At 64.1% G+C, this 19596-nt stretch carries 18 protein-coding genes; 10 read left to right on the top strand and 8 right to left on the bottom strand.

The window, feature by feature from the left end; genetic code table 11:
• The first annotated feature begins 8 nt into the window (after window positions 1–8).
• From ACQ4WP_RS01665 to ACQ4WP_RS01645, 5 genes are read left to right on the top strand one after another with little or no spacing between them, the layout of a single operon-like run.
• Window positions 9–1577, top strand: coding sequence for a sugar ABC transporter ATP-binding protein (locus ACQ4WP_RS01665; protein ID WP_436518367.1), 1569 nt, complete (start codon window positions 9–11; stop codon window positions 1575–1577).
• Window positions 1565–2560 (top strand): ABC transporter permease, encoded by a 996-nt coding sequence (locus ACQ4WP_RS01660; protein ID WP_436518366.1) that lies wholly within the window; start codon window positions 1565–1567, stop codon window positions 2558–2560. The genes ACQ4WP_RS01665 and ACQ4WP_RS01660 overlap by 13 nt, the downstream gene beginning before the upstream one ends.
• 5 nt (window positions 2561–2565) lie before the next feature.
• Window positions 2566–3606, top strand: a complete 1041-nt coding sequence (locus ACQ4WP_RS01655; RefSeq protein WP_436518403.1) for an ABC transporter permease — start codon at window positions 2566–2568, stop codon at window positions 3604–3606.
• Window positions 3607–3610: 4 nt separating this feature from the next.
• A complete protein-coding gene (gene rhaM, locus ACQ4WP_RS01650; protein ID WP_436518365.1) occupies window positions 3611–3925 on the top strand; it encodes an L-rhamnose mutarotase in 315 nt (104 codons plus the stop codon).
• Window positions 3873–5294 carry an FGGY-family carbohydrate kinase gene (locus ACQ4WP_RS01645; protein ID WP_436518364.1) on the top strand — a complete coding sequence of 474 codons (1422 nt, stop codon included), beginning with the start codon at window positions 3873–3875 and terminating at the stop codon, window positions 5292–5294. The genes rhaM and ACQ4WP_RS01645 overlap by 53 nt, the downstream gene beginning before the upstream one ends.
• 165 nt (window positions 5295–5459) lie before the next feature.
• Here the strand turns inward: ACQ4WP_RS01645 and ACQ4WP_RS01640 are convergent, their stop codons facing one another.
• The 4 genes from ACQ4WP_RS01640 to ACQ4WP_RS01625 form a co-directional block, all read right to left on the bottom strand.
• Entirely contained in the window at window positions 5460–5822 is a 363-nt protein-coding gene (locus ACQ4WP_RS01640) for a BON domain-containing protein (RefSeq protein WP_034752546.1), read from the bottom strand.
• Between the two features lie 267 nt (window positions 5823–6089).
• Entirely contained in the window at window positions 6090–7457 is a 1368-nt protein-coding gene (locus ACQ4WP_RS01635) for a sigma 54-interacting transcriptional regulator (RefSeq protein ID WP_436518363.1), read from the bottom strand.
• Window positions 7454–7996, bottom strand: coding sequence for a hypothetical protein (locus ACQ4WP_RS01630; RefSeq protein ID WP_436518362.1), 543 nt, complete (start codon window positions 7994–7996; stop codon window positions 7454–7456). The genes ACQ4WP_RS01635 and ACQ4WP_RS01630 overlap by 4 nt, the downstream gene beginning before the upstream one ends.
• Window positions 7993–9405 (bottom strand): sensor histidine kinase, encoded by a 1413-nt coding sequence (locus ACQ4WP_RS01625; protein ID WP_436518361.1) that lies wholly within the window; start codon window positions 9403–9405, stop codon window positions 7993–7995. The genes ACQ4WP_RS01630 and ACQ4WP_RS01625 overlap by 4 nt, the downstream gene beginning before the upstream one ends.
• A 299-nt stretch (window positions 9406–9704) precedes the next feature.
• On the opposite strand from ACQ4WP_RS01625, the gene ACQ4WP_RS01620 reads away from it, so the two are divergent.
• Window positions 9705–12575, top strand: coding sequence for an insulinase family protein (locus tag ACQ4WP_RS01620; RefSeq protein WP_436518360.1), 2871 nt, complete (start codon window positions 9705–9707; stop codon window positions 12573–12575).
• 28 nt (window positions 12576–12603) lie between these two features.
• Here ACQ4WP_RS01620 and ACQ4WP_RS01615 read toward each other — a convergent pair whose 3' ends face one another.
• Together ACQ4WP_RS01615 and ACQ4WP_RS01610 are read right to left on the bottom strand one after the other, a co-directional pair.
• Window positions 12604–13008, bottom strand: a complete 405-nt coding sequence (locus tag ACQ4WP_RS01615) for a VOC family protein (protein WP_436518402.1) — start codon at window positions 13006–13008, stop codon at window positions 12604–12606.
• A gap of 55 nt (window positions 13009–13063) precedes the next feature.
• Entirely contained in the window at window positions 13064–13954 is an 891-nt protein-coding gene (locus tag ACQ4WP_RS01610) for a helix-turn-helix transcriptional regulator (RefSeq protein WP_436518359.1), read from the bottom strand.
• Window positions 13955–14091: 137 nt separating this feature from the next.
• On the opposite strand from ACQ4WP_RS01610, the gene ACQ4WP_RS01605 reads away from it, so the two are divergent.
• Together ACQ4WP_RS01605 and ACQ4WP_RS01600 are read left to right on the top strand one after the other, a co-directional pair.
• Window positions 14092–15123 (top strand): methyltransferase domain-containing protein, encoded by a 1032-nt coding sequence (locus ACQ4WP_RS01605; protein WP_436518358.1) that lies wholly within the window; start codon window positions 14092–14094, stop codon window positions 15121–15123.
• Between the two features lie 149 nt (window positions 15124–15272).
• Window positions 15273–16025 (top strand): SDR family oxidoreductase, encoded by a 753-nt coding sequence (locus ACQ4WP_RS01600; RefSeq protein ID WP_436518357.1) that lies wholly within the window; start codon window positions 15273–15275, stop codon window positions 16023–16025.
• On the opposite strand, the gene ACQ4WP_RS01595 is transcribed toward ACQ4WP_RS01600, so the two are convergent.
• On the bottom strand, window positions 16022–16921 hold the full coding sequence (locus ACQ4WP_RS01595) for a LysR substrate-binding domain-containing protein (RefSeq protein ID WP_436518356.1): 900 nt from the start codon (window positions 16919–16921) through the stop codon (window positions 16022–16024). The two genes, ACQ4WP_RS01600 and ACQ4WP_RS01595, sit on opposite strands and share 4 nt — an antisense overlap.
• 112 nt (window positions 16922–17033) lie before the next feature.
• Here ACQ4WP_RS01595 and ACQ4WP_RS01590 point away from each other — a divergent pair, with 112 nt between their 5' ends.
• Entirely contained in the window at window positions 17034–18305 is a 1272-nt protein-coding gene (locus ACQ4WP_RS01590) for an MFS transporter (RefSeq protein WP_436518355.1), read from the top strand.
• On the opposite strand, the gene ACQ4WP_RS01585 is transcribed toward ACQ4WP_RS01590, so the two are convergent.
• Window positions 18302–18961, bottom strand: coding sequence for a helix-turn-helix transcriptional regulator (locus ACQ4WP_RS01585; RefSeq protein WP_436518354.1), 660 nt, complete (start codon window positions 18959–18961; stop codon window positions 18302–18304). The genes ACQ4WP_RS01590 and ACQ4WP_RS01585 overlap by 4 nt on opposite strands.
• Window positions 18962–19085: 124 nt before the next feature.
• Between ACQ4WP_RS01585 and ACQ4WP_RS01580 the strand changes: the two genes are divergently transcribed.
• Window positions 19086–19568: a DUF2165 family protein gene (locus ACQ4WP_RS01580; protein ID WP_436518353.1), complete on the top strand. Its 483-nt coding sequence runs from the start codon at window positions 19086–19088 to the stop codon at window positions 19566–19568.
• Window positions 19569–19596: the final 28 nt, after the last annotated feature.

Raw genomic sequence — 19596 nt, 5'->3', positions numbered from 1 at the left:
AACGGATCATGTCTCAGAATCCCCCTATTTCTGCGGGCGCCGATGCGTCGCAGACCGAGGCGCCGGTATTGCGCCTGCATGGCATCTGCAAGCATTTCCACGGCGTCACCGCGTTGCAGGACGTGGCCCTGACGGTGCGCGCCGGCGAAGTGATGGCGCTGATCGGCGAAAACGGCGCCGGCAAGTCGACCCTGGTCAAGACCTTGACCGGTATTTATCAACCCGATGCCGGCCATGTCGAAGTCGGTGGCCAGGCCGTGCTGTTTGCCAGCCCGCAAGACGCGATGGATGCCGGCATTACCGCCGTGCACCAGGAAACCGTGATGTTCGACGAACTGACAGTGGCCGAAAACATTTATATCGGCCGCCAGCCGCAGACCGGCTATCCGGCGCGCATCGACTGGGCGCTGATGGCCAAACAGGCCGCGGCGATCTTCGCCCGCCTGGAAGTGCAGCTGCCGGTATTGGCCAAGGTCAAGGACCTGAGCGTGGCGCAGCGCCACTTCGTGGAAATTGCCCGTGCCTTGTCGCAGGACGCCCGCGTGGTGATCATGGACGAGCCGACGGCGTCGCTGTCGCAACGCGAAATCCACGAGCTGTACCGCATCATCGGCCAGCTGCGCGCAGCCGGCACGGCAGTCATTTTCATCTCGCACAAATTCGATGAAATCTTTGCCGTTGCCGACAGTTACACGGTGCTGCGCGACGGCCATTTCGTCGCCGCCGGCCTGCTGGCCGAGATCACCGAACCGCAACTGGTGTCCCTGATGGTGGGCCGCGCGATCCACCAGGTGTTTCCCAAAGCCGATATTGCGCTGGGCCCCACCTTGCTGGAAGTGTCGCAGTTCTGTCATCCGACCGAATTTCACGATGTCAGCTTTTCCGTGCAGCAAGGAGAGATCGTCGGCTTCTATGGCCTGGTGGGCGCCGGGCGCTCCGAGGTGATGCAGGCGCTGTTCGGCCTGACAAACGGCGTCACCGGCAAGGTGAAAATTGCCGGCAAGGAGGTGGCGATCCGCAGCGCCAGCGACGCCATCAGGCATGGCATCGCCTATGTGCCGGAAGACCGCCAGCACCAGGGTGCGCACCTGTCGCTGTCCATCGTGCAAAACATCACCTTGCCCATCCTGGATGGCATCGGCTTTTTCCTGCGCAGCAAGCGTGCGCGCGAAACGGCAATCGCACGCCAGCTCAGCGAACAACTGGAACTCAAAGCCAGCCATTTCACGCAAATGGTGTCGGAACTGTCGGGCGGCAACCAGCAAAAAGTGGTGCTGGCCAAATGGCTGGCGACCAAACCCAAGGTCATCATTCTCGATGAGCCGACCAAGGGCATCGATATCGGCTCGAAGGCGGCCGTGCACCGCTTTATCAGCGAACTGGTGACGCAGGGCCTGTCGGTGATCCTGGTGTCGTCCGAATTGCCGGAAGTGCTGGGCATGGCCGACCGCGTGGTGGTGATGCACCAGGGACATATCAATTGCGTCTTCTCGCGCGCCCAAGCGACGCCGGAAAACGTGGTCGCCGCCGCCTCCGGCAGCGCGCACTCGAACGAGGAACTCCTATGCACTACCTGAAACAACGCGAAGTCCAGCTGGCGGTGCTGATCGTGCTGCTGGCCGGCGCCGTGGGCCTGCGCGCCCCCGTCTTCCTGACCGCCGGCAGCCTGTCGAATCTGCTCACCGACAGCACGCTGTTGATCATGCTGGCGCTGGCGCAGATGTTCGTTATCGTCACGCGCGGCATCGATTTGTCGGTGGCCTCGAACCTGGCGCTGTCGGGCATGATGGCGGCGCTGCTGGCGGTGAAGTACCCCGAGCTGCCCCTGGTGCTGGTGATGCTGGTGGCCGTGCTGATCGGCCTGCTGCTGGGCCTGGTCAATGGCTACCTGATCGGCTACCTGGATTTGCCGCCCATCGTCGTGACCCTGGGCACCATGAGCGTGTATCGCGGCCTGGTCTTCGTGCTGTCGGGCGGTGCCTGGGTCTCGTCGCACCATATGCCGGCCGGCTTCATCGCCTTTCCGCTCGACCATTTGTTCGGCATCACGCACCTGGTGTGGATTGCGGCGGCGGCGGTCATCGCCACCTGGCTGCTGGCACGCTACACGCGCTTTGGCCGCGACCTGTATGCGATCGGCAACCAGCCGATGGCGGCGCGCTATGTCGGCATCTCCACGGCGCGCCGGCTATTCTGGACATATGGCCTGTCGGGCATGATGGCGGGCTTGTGCGGCTACCTGTGGGTGGCGCGCTATGCGGTGGCGTATTCGGAAATTGCCTACGGCTTTGAGTTTACCGTGATCGCCGCTTGCGTGATCGGCGGCATCAGCATCGCCGGCGGCGCCGGTACGGTCTCTGGCGCCGTGCTCGGCGCGCTGTTTCTGTCCGTGATCAACAATGCCTTGCCGATCATTAAGGTCTCGCCTTTCTGGCAAAGCGCGTTGACGGGCATCGTGATCCTGACGGCCGTGCTCATCAATGCACGCGGCAACAAGAAAGCCGGGCGCCAGATCTTGCCGCAGGCCATGCTACAACCTTCATCAAGGAGCGCCGCGTGAACGCGATCTCGACTTCCCTGGACCAGCTTGCCGTGAGCGGCACGCCAACACCCGCCGCGCCCGGTTCGCGCTACACCATCCTCGACCGCAAGGCACAGCGGCTGTCGCACTACCTGGCGCACTGGGAAGCGCTGCTGGCGCTGTTGCTGGTGGTGGTGTTCATCGGCAACAGCATCTTCCTGCCGCACTTTTTTGATGCCTACAACCTTGCCGACAGCACCTTCAATTTCAGCGAAAAAGCCTTGATCGCGCTGCCGATGGCCTTGCTGATCATCTGCCGCGAAATCGATATTTCCGTCTCCGGAACGCTGGCGCTGTCATCGGTGGCGATGGGCTTTGCGCACCACCACGGCGTGCCGCCCGCAGGCTTGCTGATCGTCGCGCTGGCCATGGGCGCGGCCTGCGGCTGCCTCAACGGCGTGCTGGTCACGCGCTTCGCCTTGCCGTCCATCGTCGTGACAATCGGCACGGTGGCGCTGTTTCGCGGCCTGGCCAGCGTGATCCTGGGCGACCAGGCCTATACCGGTTATCCGCAACTGCTGATCGATTGGGGCCAGGGCTATTTCTTTGACCTCATCCCCCGTCCTTTCGTGATTTTGCTGGCGTTCGCCGTGCTGTTTGCCGTGCTGCTACATGCCACCAGCTGGGGCCGGCGCATCGTTGCCATCGGCAGCAACCCGATGGCCGCGCGTTTCTCGGGCGTGGCGGTGGACCGCTACCGCTTTGCCCTGTTCGTGGCCACCGGCGCCATGGCGGGCCTGGCCGCCTGGTTGCTGACGGGACGCATCGGCAGCACGCGGCCGAATATCGCCATGGGCTGGGAACTGGAAGTGATCACCATGGTCATTCTGGGGGGCGTCAGCATCGCCGGCGGCAAGGGCAGCATTGGCGGCGTGATGCTGGCCGTGCTGCTGCTGGGCATGGTCACCTATGGCCTGGCGCTGCTCAATATTCCTGGCGTCATCATGACCATTGTCGTCGGCATCTTGCTGTTGATCACGATTGCCCTGCCACGCCTGCTGAACCGCAAGCAAACCCGGAAATAAGACAATGGAACAGATCGCTTTCAAGATGCAGCTCAAGCCCGGCACTGCCGTCGAATACCAGCGCCGCCACGACGCCATCTGGCCGGAACTGGCCACCTTGTTGCGTGAGTCAGGCGTGCGCGACTACAGCATCTTTCTCGATGCAGCCACGGGTGTGCTGTTTGCCGTGCTGCGCCGCATGGACGGCCACGCGATGGCGGCACTGCCGCAACATCCGGTGATGCGCCGCTGGTGGCAGCATATGTCCGACCTGATGGAGACGCAGCTTGACGCATCGCCAGTCGCCGTGCCACTGGCCCCCGTATTTCATCTCGCCTGAGGAGTACCCGCAGTTCATGGAAGCGACCGTCGTACTCGATATCGGCAAGACCAATGCCAAGCTGACCTTGCTGGGCGCCACGGGCGCCATCCTGGCCGAACAGCGCTGCCCGAACAGCATCCTTCACACGGGACCGTATCCACACCACGATACCGAACGCTTGTGGGATTGGCTGCAGAGCACGCTGAGGGTGTTCTCGCACCAGGCGCGGATCACCGCCATCGTGCCCGTCACGCATGGCGCCACGGCGGCGCTGGTCGACGAAGATGGCCTGGTGCTGCCCATCCTCGACTATGAATCGGCCTTGCCGCAGGCGCTGGCGGCAGAGTACGCGGCGCTGCGGCCCGCGTTTGCCGACAGCCTGTCGCCGCAACTGCCATGCGGCCTGAACCTGGGCTTGCAGCTGTTCTGGCTGGCCAGGACCTACCCGGCGCAATTTGCCCGCGCGCGCCATATTTTGACCTACCCGCAATACTGGGCCTGGAGGTTATCGGGCGTGGCAGCGAGCGAAGTGACCTCACTGGGTTGCCATACGGATTTGTGGCAACCGCGGCAAGGGACCTATTCCTCGCTGGTACACGCGATGGAATGGACGCATTTGTTTGCGCCGCTGCAGCCGGCATGGACAGCGCTGGGGCCGGTGCAGTCGAATGACTTGCTGCCCGCTTGCCAGGTGCTGTGCGGCATCCACGACAGCAATGCCTCGCTGCTGCGCTATCTGGATGCGGAAGCGAACGACCAGCCGCGCACGGTCTTGTCCACCGGCACCTGGGCGATAGCCGCCGCCTTTGGCGCGCCCCTCGACGAGCTCGATGAAACGGCCGACATGCTGGCCAATGTCAATGCGCTGGGCCAGCCCGTCGCCTGCATGCGCTTCATGGGTGGGCGCGAATTTTCGGTGCTGGCCGGCGAGCAGCCGCAAGCGTGCGACGCGGCCGACATCGAGCGGCTGATCCAGCAGGGCACGCTGGCACTGCCATGCTTTGCCGAGTCCGGTGGGCCGTTTGTGGGGCGCGCAGGCCGCATCGTGGGGCCGCCGCCGCACAACGCCAGGGAACGCTATGCGCTGGCCACCTTGTATTGCGCGCTGATGAGTGACTATTGCCTCGATGCCCTGGGCGCTGGCGGGCCGGTCACAGTGGAAGGCAGTTTTACGGACAACCCGCATTTCGCCTCCTTGCTGGCGGCCTTGCGGCCAGGCCAGGAGGTTGCCGTGTCGCAGGACGCCAGCGGCACCACGTGTGGCGGCTGGATGCTGCACCGCTGGGGCGAGGTGCCGGTGGTGGAAGCATCCGTGACGCCGCCGCTGGAGTTGCCCGGCCTTGTTGCGTACAAGGAAACATGGCGGCAGTTGACATTATCGCGTTAGCCCAGCGGTTGTACTGCCGGGCTCAGACCCGCCGACTGATCCCGGATTTACTTTGGACTGAAGTAACGCCAGCAACTCGCATAGAACAAACGCACAAAAAAATGCCCTGTCCGCAGACAGGGCAACCCGGAGTAAAGTACAGCGCGAGGCGTTACCGCGCGGGCATTAACCGGCGGCTTTGACTTTCAGCTCGTTCTTGATTTCTTTCACGCCGCTGACGGAAGCGACGATCTGCACGACGCGGTCACCCGCTTCGGCGCTCGGTACATCGCCCGACAGGACGACAACACCTTGCTGGGTTGCTACCTTGACTGGCAGGGCAGCGGCTTGCGCATCGGCGCTCAGGGCGGCCTTGGCCGAGGAAGTGATGGTTTCATCAGGGACGGCAGCGGCAGCGTTGGCGGCCACTACGGTGTCAGCAGGAGCTTGTGCTTTTGGGGCGGAGTCAGCTGCATGCGAAGCGGTGATCGAGGCGCCCGACAGTACGATAGCGGCGACCAGGGTGTTGAACAGTTTCGATGTTTGCATGGTAGTTCCTCTCAATGAAGTTAAAAGCTTCTTACTTGGATAAAGCAACACTTTGAAGCGTCACATCTACCCATACAGCAAGCACCGTGCCAGCTTTTAAATTGCATTCAAAATCAACGACTTACATGCAAACCCGATTTTTCCAGCGCGTTTCAGCCGGATCTGGCCCGAAAAACGGGGCTTTTTGTCGCCTGACGGCGACAGATTGTGGCAAGACAATCAATATTTCTCGGTAAGTCTTTGATTATCCACACTTTATTTTTGTCGCTAATCAGCGACAGGGTCGCCATCGAGCCGAAACAGGGCCGGCGTCAACTCGTATTTCTGTAATAAACGGTAGAACTCCGTGCGGTTGCGGTCGGCCAGGCGGGCCGCGTCGGCCACGTTGCCGTCCGTCAGGCGCAGCAATTGAATCAGGTAGTCGCGCTCGAAGCGCTGCTTGGCTTCGTTGTAGCTGAGCGCTTCCAGCGACGGCACGCGCAAGGCCCGCTGCACCAGGCTCAGGGGCACCAGCGGCGCCGTGGCCAGCGCACACACTTGCTCGACCACATTGACCAGCTGGCGCACGTTGCCGGGCCACGGCGCGCTGACCAAGGCAGTCAAGGCGTCGGGGGCGAAGCCGTTCAGAGGCTTCTGGTACTTGGCCGCCAGTTTCTGCAAAAAATGGTTCGCCAGCAGCGCAATGTCTTCGCGGCGCTCGGCCAGCGGCGGCAGGGTCAAGGTCACCACGTTCAGGCGGTAATACAGGTCTTCGCGGAATTGCCCTTCCGCCATGGCCACGTCCAGGTCGCGATGCGTGGCGGACAAGAGCCGCACGTCCACCGGGCGCGTCTGGTCGGCGCCGACGGGGCGCACAGCCCGCTCCTGCAGCACGCGCAGCAGTTTGACCTGCAGCGGCAGCGGCATGTCGCCGATCTCGTCGAGGAACAGGGTGCCGCCATCGGCCGCCAGAAACAGGCCTTCACGGTTGCCCACGGCACCCGTAAACGAGCCCTTCACGTGACCGAACAGTTCCGATTCCAGCAGCTGCTCGGGGATGGCGCCGCAGTTGACGGCGATGAACGGCGCCTTGGCGCGGCGGCTGGCGTTGTGCAGGGCGCGCGCCAGCAACTCCTTGCCCGTGCCGCTGGGGCCGCGGATCAAAATGCTGGCGTCGGAACCGGCCACCAGCTTGGCCTCGGCCAGCAGCTCGGCCATCTGCGCACTGCGGCTGATCAGCTCGGCGCGCCAGCTCTCGTCGCCGGATGCCGGCGCCGGCATGACGGTGGACAAGTTGATGGCATACGCCACCTTTTCCATGAGCAGCTTGCCGTCGAACGGCTTCGTCAGATACGCAAACGCACCGCGCGCCGTGGCGTCGACGGCGTCGGGGATGGTGCCGTGCGCCGTCAGCAGGATGACGGGCAGGGCCGAATGCTGGCGGCGGATTTCATCGAACAGGGCCAGGCCGTCGCGGCCCGGCAACTGCACGTCGGTAATGACCAGGGCCGGCAATTCCACGGCCAGGCGGGCCAGCGCCGCTTCCGCGCTGCCCACGGCTGTCACGCGATAGTTGCCCGCCTTCAAGCGGATGGTCAGCAAACGCAGCAGGTCGGGATCGTCGTCGACCAATAAAATGTGGGCGTGCTCGCTCATTTCGGCGCTCCCGCGGCGGGGCGCACGGACAGGCTGCGTTCGATGTTTTTCAGCGCCTCGAGTTTTTCATTGATCTGGTCGATGCGGCGCAGGGCGTCGCGCAGCTGCGTGTTGAGCTTGTCGATGCTCTCTTCCTGGCGGCGCAGTTCCGCATACTGGCTGCCGAGCAATTGCGCCAGCGGCGCCAGCAGTTGCGCGTCCTTGCCCGTGGCCGTGGCCAGCGGTTCCAGCAAGGCTTGCGCGCGGGCCAGGTCGCCGGGACCGCGCAAGGCCGCTTGCAGCATGGCGCGGCGTATCGTGTTGTGCGGCGCGTGGTCGGCTTTCGCCAGGTCCAGCTGCGCTTTCACCAGTTCCGACGGCGTCATCAGGCGCAAGGCGCCTTGATACGCCAGCAGTTCGGTCAGCTGGGGATCGGCCACCACCACCACGCGCGGCGGCGATTGCACCAGCACGGGCGTCTGGGTGGGGGGCTTGGCGGCGCAAGCGCCCAATAGCAGCGCACAGGCGGCCATGCCGGCCAGGGAAATTCTCGTCATCATAAGGGCAGTTCTATCCGAAAATGTGCGCCGGCCTGGCGCGGTAAAAGAGTGACGCTGCCATCGTGGGCGGCGATATATTCGCGCACGATGGACAGGCCGATGCCATTGCCGTTGCGCGCGCCGGCCGCCTGGCGCACGCCCTGGTAAAACGGCTCGAAGATGCGCGCGGCATCCTCGGGCGCCACGCCGGTGCCCTCGTCGATGCAATCGATGCACACGCGGCCGCCTTCGCTGGACAGGCTAAACCGCACGGTGCCGCCTTCCGGGCTGAAGCGCACGGCATTCGACAGCAGATTCGCCAGCACCGTGGCCAGCTTGTCGCGATCGGCCTGCACGATCAAGGATTCGCCCTGCACCTCGACCGTCAGGCGGCGCGCCAGCCATTGCAGGCGCTGCCCGGCCACCACATCCTGCAGCAAGACCAGCAAGTCGACCTTGCTGTGCGCCAGATGCTGGGCGTCAAAAGCGGCAGTATTGTAGCGCAGCAAGTCTTCGATCTGGGTTTGCAGGGAGGCCGTGTTTTGCTGCAGGATGCCGGCGATTTCGCGCTGGCCATCGCTGAGCTTGCCCGCCACCTCGTCTTCCAGCAAGGCCACGCCTTCGCGCAGGGCCGCCAGCGGCGTCTTCAGTTCGTGCGAGATGTGGCGCAGGAAGCGCTCCTTGTCCGCGTCGAGGTCTGCCAGGCGCTGGCGCAGCCAGTCGAGCTGCTGACCCAGGCGGCGCGTGTCGGCCGGGCCACCGACGACGATGGGCTGGTCATAGCGCTTCTCGCCCAGGCGCCCGATGGCCGTCTCGATGCGGCGCAGCGGGCGCGACAGCAAGAAGCCGAAGCAGGTGGCCAGCACGGCCGCCAGCAGCACGGCGCCGCCCACCAGCACGCCCAGCACGCGGCGTTGGCGCTCCAGCTCGGCCAGCAGGGCGTCGTTGCGGCTGCCGATTTCCGTCTTGCTGTCGCGCGCCAGGCTGTCATTGATCTGCGTCATGCGGGCGAACGCGCGGTAGACGACGGCGTGGCCATCGCGCTTGCGGCGTTTTCCCGCTTGCAACACTTCCCACGCCGACTGCGCCTGCACCGTCCACTCGTCGGCCAGCTGGGGCGCGAACTCGGGCGTGGCGCGGTTCAGCACTTGCAGCGCCGCCGTCGCTTCGTCGCGGGCCGCCGCGTAGCGCTCGCGGAACACGGGGTCATCGAGCACGAGAAACTGGCGCGCGCTGCGCTCCATGGCCAGGGTGCGCTCGGACAAACGCTGCGACTGTTCCGTCAGGGTAATCGCCTGCGCCGCCGTCTCGCGCCCCAGCCGCGCCAGGTGCTCCAGGGTCAGCAGGGCTTGCACGGAAGTGGCCGTCAAAATGCCCGTCGTCAAAATGAAGGCGGCAAATAACAGTTGGCGAAAGGACAGTCTGGACAAGGTAAGCGCCTTCGGTTCAGTCAGCAAGGGGGAAAAGGCGCATGGTACGCTAAGCTTCCATCCCGGGGCGCCACCTGTCCACAAATAGTCTATTTGGTAACATTGTTGCTTTTGCGTCCGACAAGCAAGCCTCGGCGGCGGCGCGCAGATACTCCTAGTACAATAGGGAAAAGCTTCATACAGGCATCAAGCTGGCACCCGCCCTGGCGAGCCAGCCCTGGCATTGCACCGCTTTGCCCCCATATGTCATGCAGCCCCACCGACTATCCGAATCACCTACCGAAAAGATCCCATACCGCATGAGCACATTTGAAAAAGTCAGCAGCAACTTCATTCCAGTCTTGCAGGCAACCATCGAGCAATATGTCGAGCCAGCAACGGGCATGCGCCATATCCACATGCATACCGAGCAGGCTGAGATGGTGTTCCTGGTGGCCTTTCCCACTGTGCCTGAAGTGAGCGACGGGCGCGCCCACATCCTCGAGCATCTGGCCCTGTGCGGCTCGTCGCGCTACCCGGTGCGCGACCCCTTCTTTTCGATGCTGCGCCGCTCGACGGCCACCTTCATGAATGCGATGACCTATCCGGACCGCACCGTGTACCCGTTCGCCAGCACCGACCGCAAGGATTTCTTCAATCTGCTCGACGTGTACCTGGACGCAGCCTTCTTCCCGAACCTCGATTACCTGAACTTCCGCCAGGAAGGCTGGCGCCATGCGTTCGAAGGCGACAAGCTGGTATACCAGGGCATCGTCTTCAATGAAATGAAGGGCGCATTCAACAGCCCCATGCGCGCACTCGACAGCGGCATCGCCAGCGCCTTGCTCAAGGGCACGACGTATGAAGTGGAATCGGGCGGCGATCCGCTCAATATCCCAGAGCTGACGCACGCCATGCTGAAAGAATTCCACGCCAGCCATTACCATCCTTCGCAAGCCGTGATCATGACTGCCGGCAATATCGAAGCGTCGGCCGTGCAGGAACAAGTCGCCCAGCGCGTGCTGTCCAAACTCAGCGGTTTCTCCGAACGCCGCTTGCCGCAACTGGCGCCCGCGTGGACTGCGCCGCAGGAAAACATCGTCAAGATTCCTTCGCAGGAAGCGCGCGACGATGAGTTCGGCCTGCAATTCGCCTGGCTGATGGGCGAGTCGAGCGACCCCATCGCCTACTACCACGCGCATTTGCTGTCGCACGGCTTGCTGGGTGAATCCTCGGCGCCCGTCATGCGCGCCATGGAATCGGCCGGCTATGGCCGCCCATCGGACATGAACGGCCGCGACGCGGGCATCCGCCAGATGGTCTTCCACATCGGCATGGAAGGTTTGACGCAGGAACAGATCGCCGACGCGCACCAGCGCATCTGGACGGCCCTGGAAGAAACGGCGGAAGAGGGCATTCCCGCCGCCGTGCTGCACGCGGCCTTGCGCGACATCAAATACAGCCAGCGCGAAATCAGCAGCGGCCGCATGCCTTACGGCCTGGGCCGCTTGCTGCACGCCTTGCCGCTGGCCATGTATGGCGGCGACGTGATGGACGCGTTCGACAATGCGGCCATCCTGGAAACCCTGGAACAGCAGATCGAAGACCCGGAATTCTTCAAGCAGCTGGTGCGCGAGCTGATCGCCAATCCAACCCGCTTGACCACGCACGTGGTGCCCGACAGCGCCTACTTCACGGACCGCGCCGCCCAGGAAGACGCCAAGCTGGCGGCCCTGCAAGCGAAGCTGACGGATGCCGAGCGCGAACACATCGTGGCTGAATCGGCCGCGCTGGAAGCGCATCAGCAGCTGCCATCGAATTCCGAAGTCTTGCCGCGCATCCGTCCTGGCGACGTCAGCGCCGCGCCGCGCCCGGCCCTGCCGATTCCCCCGGCGATCGACGGCGCCGTAGCCTTCAGTATCGCCTCGAACGGCATCAGCTATGCCAACGTGCTGTACGACGTGTCGAGCTTGCCGGAAGCGTCGTGGCCATGGCTGCGCCTGTACACGGACCTGGCGCCGGAACTGGGCGTGGGCGACATGTCGTTCGACGACGCCAGCGCCTGGCGCCAGAGCATGGTGCCCTCGTTCCACATCGGCCTGGAAGCCATTCCCCGCCCGCAACAAGCGATGCGCGTGGAACTCTCGTTCTCGGCCAGCGGCTTGCGCGAAGAACACGCGGCGATTGCCGCCGTGCTGTCGGCGTGGATCGCCAAGCCCCGCTTCGATGAAGAAGAGCGTCTGGCTTTCCTGATCGAAAGCCTGGTGCAGGACAAATTGAGCAGCCTGGCCGAATCGGGCAACCGCTACGCCATGCTGGCTTCGGCGGCACCGCTGTCGCCCACGCGCCGCTTCGACGACATCGTCGGCGGCCCGGCGGCGCTGCCGTTCTACCGCCGTTTGCAGCAACTGAGCAAGACCTCGGCAGGCTTGCAGGAAATCGCCCGCGAACTCGACACCCTGCACGCGCACATCATCGCGCAGGCGCCAACCGTGCTGTGCGCCGGCCTGGAGCACGATGGCATCACGCTGGCCCGTTTGCTGGAATTGCCAGCGGCCAGCACGCAGGCGGAGACACCGGCCGTTGCCATCGCGCCTGCCGCATTGCCACTGGCCAACACGGCCCTGCATGCGACGAGCCAGATCAACCATTGCTTCGTTTCTTGGGCCGTGCCTGGCGTGCACAATCCGGACGCTTCCGCCCTGGCTGTCGCCGCTGAACTGATGACCAACCAGGTGCTGCATACGGCCCTGCGCGAAAAAGGCGGCGCGTATGGCGGCAGCGCCAGCTATGCGGCCGGCGCCGGCACGTTTACATTGAGTTCCTACCGCGATCCGCGCCTGGCCGGCACGTTTGCCGACTTCGGCACGACCCTGGATCAAATCCTCGACGGCGATTTCTCGCAAGAGCAGGTGGAAGAAGCCATCATCTGCGTCATCAAGGGCCTCGACAAGCCCCATTCGCCGTATGCGGAAGCGCTGACGGCGTGGAACATGCAGCAACGGGGCACGACGGAAGCCGTGCGCCAGCAGTTCCGCACCGGCGTGCTCAATTGCACCTTGAGCCAGATCAAGGACGTCACGCGCACCTGGCTGAAAAACGGCCAACCGAGCCGCGCCGCATTCGCGGGCAACACGACGCAAGACCTGGCAGGGCTGGACGTGGTCGATTTATTGGCGCTGGCCAGCTAAGCGTGTTACAACGAGCGCCGCTGCCTGATCAAGCAGGTACGGCGCTCGGCTCCATGAACATCAGCTCCCATTGATGACCATCCAGATCCTGGAAACTGTGGCCATACATGAAGCCGAAATCGATCGGCTCCTTGTAAATGCTGGCGCCCGCCTGGACGGCCTTCGCCACCAGGTCATCGACTTCGCCCCGGCTCTCGGCCGACAAACACACCAGCACTTCCGTCGCCACCTTGGTATCGCACAACTGCTTGGGCGTGAATTGTTTGAATTTGTCGTGCGTCAATAGCATGACGAAGATGTCGTCGGCGACGATCATGCAAGTCGCCGTTTCATCCGTGAAATAGGCATTGAAACTGAAGCCCAGCGCCGTAAAAAAGGCCACGGAACGCTCGAGCGACTGCACGGGCAGATTGACAAAGATTTTGCGGGCCATCATGTCTCCTTGAGGTGAGATGAAAAATGCTGCCCGCCGATTCTACACCGGCTTTTCAGCTCTTCGCGCGCGCCACGGTCTTGGGCGCGTAGCCGAAATAGCGGCTGAATGCGGCACTGAAATTGGCCGGGTGGCGGTAGCCCGTTTGCCAGCCTGCTTGCGCCACCTGGCAACCATTTTCCAGCAGTAACTTTGCCCGCTGCATGCGTAGCGCCAGCAGGGTGCGCTGGGGGCTGTCATTGTAGCGGTAGCGCCACCCCTGCTTGAACTTGAACAAACTCAGCCCCACTTGCGCGCACAGGTAGTCGAGCGTGAGGTCTTGCGCCATCTGCTCCTGCATCAGAGCATGTGCGCGCTCCAGTTTGATCATCTCGGCCTCGGACCAGCGCGGCACCGGCGCGGACGCGGGCCGCAGTCCCCTCAACTGTTCCGCCAGCAGGCTGAGCACGCCGATATGCACGGCCAGCGGGTCTGTCGCGCGCAGCAGGGAGCGCGCGTGCAGGGCGGCAGTTGGTGTGGTGGCGGCATGCGCCAGCTGGCGCGCACCACCGTTGGGCAGCAAGGACGTCAACCCTTCCGGCCAGTAGCGCGCCAACGCATCTTCGTCGACCAGCACGCGCAATTGCGCCGCCCGCTGGCCAGCCTCGAAACGGCGTTCGCCGCTGGTGTGGCGGAACACCGTCATGGTCGTATGGCCGCCCCGGAAACGCAATTGCTCGCCATCGCGCGTGGTGTAGCCGGACGCGCCTTCCAGGCCGATGGTAATGACCAGGCCGCCCGCATCGTCATGCTTCGATTGCTCGACGAGCGCAAGCCGCGGACGATAATCGGAATGCACGAGCAGCAAGCCCTGGTCGACCTGGCGCTGGTCGGCGCGGCACTCGCCCATCCCCGGGTCCAGCTGGCGCCGCGTCCAGCCTGCCGCTTCCCTGTCATGTCCTGCCATCGCTCCTCCTGTCCCTGCGCACCGTCGCGCATACGAAATGCGCCGCGTCGCATACAAATGCAAATGATAATTATTCTCATTGTTGCATAAAATAGCGTTTATGCACACCTATGCCCACTACGCCGAAAGGAAACACCATGCCGTTCACTTCGCAACACGCCTTGCAGCCCTACTGGGACTTGGCCGTCGCGCCCGTCCAGGCCGATGGCTTGGCCGCCGCCCTGGAACTGGGTATTTTCGAGGTGCTGGCCACGCCGCACACGCCGACGCAACTGGCCGTAGCCCTGTCGCTGCATGCGCCGCACACGGCCCTGCTGCTGGAATTACTCTGGAGCATGCAGGTGCTGGAACGCGATGCAGCCGATAACGAGACACAGCGCTACCGCTGCACGGCCCCCACCTTGCAGTATTTCTGCCGCAACTCTGTTTCTTTTTGCGGCGACGCCTGGCTGTACCGGCTGCATGCGCTGCGCCATTTCGCCGCGCAGTTATCTACCCTCGTGCGCGACGGCGGCAAAGCTGCGCCGTATAACACGGCAAATGGGGTCAACTGGGCCGCTGCCGCGCAGCAGCAGATCGGCCAGGAACAACGCGCCATCACCATGCGCGCGGCCCTGTCCGTGATGCAGCGCATCGCCCCGTTTGCAGACGGCAACACGCCACTGCGCCTGCTCGACGTGGGCGGCGGCCCGGGCTGGGTTGCCATTGCGCTGGCGCAAGCGCATGCGGGCTTGCTGGGTTGCGTTTTCGACTGGCCGGAAACGGTGGCCGTGGCCGCCGCGAACATCGCCCATGCGCAACTGTCTGACCGCCTGGAGACGGTGGGCGGCGACCTGGACAGCGACGATATCGGCAGCGGCTACGATCTCATCTGGTGCTCGTCCGTGCTGCATTTCGTGCCTGACATGGCGGCGGCCTTGCGCAAGATGCACGCGGCCCTGAAACCAGGCGGCGTGCTGGTGTGCGTACAGGCGGAAATCGCGTCAACGCCGGAAGAGGCGGCCGGGGTGCTGCCCTACTATTTGCCGATGCGCATGCTGGGCCGCACCGTCACGCGGCAGGGAGAATTGGCGCGCTTGCTGCGCGACACGGGCTGGCGACAAGTGGAGCAATACAGCGCCAGCGATTTTCCCATGGCGCCCGTGCAAGTGCTGATTGCGCGCACCTAACAATTGCCATTTAATAATTATCATTTTTATAGCTGATGAGAGCACAAATGCGCTAAGCTGTGCCTGCAGCGTGGCCGCTGCCTGACGTGGCTCGCCAGCATTGATCGATGTCATCCGCAGCACTCCGCTGCCTCCACAGGGAATCCATCATGAGTCAAGCAATTGCAGGGAAAGTCGTCGTCATCACCGGTGCCAGCAGCGGCCTGGGTGAAGCCACCGCGCGCCACCTGGCCGCACTGGGCGCCTGTGTCGTGCTCGGTGCGCGGCGCATGGATTTGCTCAATACCATCGCCGAGGAAATCACGGCCGCCGGCGGCCAGGCGGCCATTGCCCAGACCGACGTCACGCTGCCTGCCGACGTCAAGAATCTGATCGACACAGCCCTGGCCGTATTCGGCAAGGTCGACGTGCTGATCAACAACGCGGGACTGATGGCCATCGCGCCGATGAGCGCCTTGAAGGTCGACGAGTGGAACAATATGATCGATATCAACATCAAAGGCGTGTTGAATGGCATCGCCGCCGTCCTGCCGTATTTTCAGGCACAAAATAGCGGCCACTTCATCAACATTTCGTCGGTGGCGGGACAAAAAGTCTTCAGTCCGGGCGGCACCGTCTACAGCGGCACCAAGTTTGCCGTCAGCGCCATTTCGGAAGGCTTGCGCCATGAACTGGCCGCCAGCGGCGGCACCATCCGCACCACCACCATCCTGCCTGGCGCCATCGACACGGAACTGACGGGCGGCAGCAGCCACGCGGAAAGCGCAGCCGGGCTGAAAGAGTTTTACAAGCAAGCCATTCCCGCCGATGCCGTGGCACGCGCCGTGGCATATGCGATCGAGCAACCGGACGGCGTGAGCATCAATGAAATCGTGCTACGCCCCACGGTGCAGGAGTTTTAAGCCGCCCCCCTCTGCAACGACTCGATGATCAGGCCGGCCAGCCGCTCGACGGGCGGCCTGGACACCGTTGAAGCACGCAGCAGTTCCAGCGACAGCGGGGGCAGGGCAGGCAAGCCCGCCGCCAGGTGATCGAGCGCGCGCACGGAAGAGGGCAAGCCCAGGCTGGTGCGCACCGTCACGCCCAGCCCGGCGGCGGCCGCCGCCCACAGTCCCGCCAGGCTGGGACTGGTAAACGCCGTGCGCCAGGCGATGCCGGCACGGTCCAGCGCCTGCGTGGCGCAGCGCTGGAACAGGCAATCGCGGTCGAACGTAATGAGCGGTAACGGTTCACCCGATTCGGGGCGCCAGGCCAGGCTGGACGAAGCGATCCAGCGCATGGCCGGCTCGGCAATATGCTGGCGCTGCTGCGGCGGATACTGCGCCACGTCGGCAATGCAGGCGCCACCCCACAGCAGGGCCAGGTCCAGCTGGCCCATGGCCAGCCCTTCCATCAAGGCCGTGTTACGCGCCACGTGCGCCTCGATGCGCACTTTCGGGTGCGCGCGCGCAAAGCGCCCCAGCACATCGGGCAGCAAGGCTTCGCCAAAATCCTCCTGCAGGCCCAGCCTGATCCAGCCTTCCAGTTCCGCGCCGCGCAAGGCGACGGCCGCCTCGTCGTTGAGTTCCAGCAAGCGGCGCGCATAGCCGAGCAGGACTTCGCCGGCCGGCGTCAGCGCCAGTCCCCGGCCATCCTTGCGGAACAGGGGCATGCCCGCCTGCTCCTCGAGTTTTTTCAGCTGCGCGCTGACGGCCGAGGTGGAGCGGCCCACCTTGTCGGCCGCACGGGCAAAACTGCCCAGCTCGATGCCAGCCACATAGCTGCGCAAGAAGGCGATGTCGAAATTCAGCAGGCTCATAGGGCAAATGCAATCGTCCTGTTTTATGGGATGGTTTATCGTAAATTATCTGATATTCAGAATGATCGTAGCGCGCAACACTGTCAGGGTCAACCACTTTCCTGTCCATGCCATGACCACCAGCTGCCCTGCCGTTTCCCTTCCTGTCATTCCGCCCGCGCTGGGCGATGCCCACCGCTGGAAAGTACTGGCCGTGGGCGTGGCGGCCAATGCCAGTTTTTCCGCTGCCGCCAACGGCATGCCCACCACGGCCATCTGGCTGCGCAGCGGCTATCACCTGAGCAATACAGAACTGGGGGTGGCGCTGGGCGCCATGGGCCTGGGCGTGGCCCTGACCGAATTGCCGTGGGGCATGGCCACCGACCGCTGGGGCGACCGTCCCGTGCTGCTGATAGGCTTGCTGGGCACCATGCTGGCCTTGCTGTCCCTGCTGCTGTGGATCACGCCGCAGGATGGCAGCGTGCCGCCCTTGTGGGCGCTGGCGGCCGGGCTGGCGCTGGTGGGCGTGCTGGGCGGCAGCGTGAATGGCGCCAGCGGCCGCGCCGTGATGCGCTGGTTCGGCCCGGGCGAACGGGGTTTCGCCATGAGCATCCGCCAGACGGCCGTGCCGTTCGGTGGCGGCCTCGGTGCCCTCATCCTGCCCAGCCTGGCATCGCGCTTTGGCTTCATGCCCGTGTTTGGCGCCCTGGCCCTCGTATGCGGTCTGTCGGCGTTTTTTACATGGCGCTGGATGCATGAGCCCGATTTCTCTGCCGAGGCCGCCACGGGGCCGCACAACGCGTCCACGGGCCTGATTGGGGTCAAGCCTGCGCCGTCCTTGCAAGGTCCACTCAAAAACCGCAAAGTCTGGCGCATGGTGGCCGCCATTGGCTTGCTGTGCGTGCCGCAATTTGCCGTGCTCAGCTTCGCCACCGTGTTCCTGCACGACCATGGCCACCTGGGCCTGGCGGCCATCACGGCCGTGATGGTGGCCCTGCAGGCGGGCGCCATGGTGATGCGCATCTGGAGCGGACGCCACACGGACCGCCACGCCAACCGGCCCGCCTACCTGCGCGGCTCGGCCCTGGTAGCGCTGGCTTCATTCGTCTTGCTGGGATGCATCGCCTGGGCGGATGCGTCCGGCTGGCTGCTGATGGCCGCCGTGGTGGCTGCCGGCATCGCCGTGTCCGCCTGGCATGGCGTGGCCTACACGGAGCTGGCCACGGAAGCGGGCGGCGCCAATGCAGGCACGGCCCTGGGCATGGCGAATACGGCCGTCTACGTGGGGCTGTTCCTCACGCCGATGGCCATCCCGCACCTGCTGGCGGCCAGCAGCTGGCCCGTCGTGTGGTGGCTGGCGGGGCTGGTGGCGCTATGCACCTGGCCCCTGTTTCCGAAAGCTTAGGGCAGCACCCTTATCCGATAGACGCAGCGCATGGCATTGACCAGCAAGTGCTGTTCGCGCACGATGCTGGCGCCAGGCCCCACCACTTCCTGGAACAGCTGCAGTTCGGAGCGGCAAAAGCCCTGGCAAGTGCGTGCGGCGGCGCAGATGGGGCAGTGGTCTTCGATCAGCAGCCAGTCGTCGCCATCCGCTTCCACGCGCGCCATATAGCCCTCTTCATCGCGCACGGCCGCCAGCTGCTGCAAACGCGTGGGCAAGTCCGGCGCCGAGCACGCCAATGCGTACGCGCTGCGGCTTTCCTCTTCGCGCTGGGTAATCAATTTGTCCAGCCCCGCTTCGCCGAACAACTGGCGCACCGAGCCGATCAGCTTGATCGTCAGCTGCGCATGCGTGTCGGGAAAGCGCGCATTGCCCGCTTCCGTCAAGACCCAGTTCTGGCGCGGCCGTCCCGCGCCCGCCTGCGCTTCCTGGCGTCCTTCGATGAGGCCCGCCGCCACCAGCTTTTGCACTTGCTGGCGCGCCGCCTCGCCCGTCATATCCAGGGTCTTGGCCAGGGTGGCCGTGGAGACGGGTCCCTTGGTCTTGATGAAATACAGGATGCGCTCCGTCGTTTGCGGCGCTTCGCTATTATCCAAACGTTTACTTGTGTAATTCATTTCACTCAACTATCATGGGGCCAGTTAACCAACTAATTACTTGCATAATAGGCCGGTAGCTTCCCGCTGTCGAGGAGTTTCCACGTCCGCATGCAGGCAAGACACTTTTTGGACTGGACTTCCCATGCAACTGCCGCACTCCATCTGGCTGTTTCACGCCATTCTCGCCACTGGCCTGGCCATCTGGCTCAGCCTGGCCGCCATCAACAACCTGCACGCCTTCCACGGCGCCGTCTGGGCCATCGGCAACACCATGCGCATGGACCCGCTGCGCCAGGACCCCACCATCCAGACGCCGCTGCTGCGCCGCGCCCTCACGTCACTGACCTTGCACCGGCTATCGCTGGGCGTGGTGCTGGCGCTGCAACTGCTGGCCGCCATCGCCGCCTGGACGGGCGTGGCGCTGTTCTTTGGCGCGTCGCTGGCCGATGCGCTGCCCTGGCTGAACCTGGCCTTGTGCGTCATGGCCGCCTTTTTGCTGCTGATGCACCTGGCCGGCCTGTGGTTCGGCTACTGGATCGCACAGGAAGGCTTGCAGACGACGCATCTGGTGCTGCTGCTATGGACCCTGGGTTTGTTCTTTCTCTTCAACGCGCAGTGGACCTGATCAGCCTCCGCTGCGCCTCTTCTTTCCT

The sequence above is a fragment of the Janthinobacterium lyxosi genome (assembly GCF_051380665.1).
Classification (GTDB): domain Bacteria; phylum Pseudomonadota; class Gammaproteobacteria; order Burkholderiales; family Burkholderiaceae_D; genus Janthinobacterium.
The sequence above is the reverse complement of the archived record's forward strand: the minus strand, read 5'-3'. Positions and strand labels throughout refer to the sequence as shown.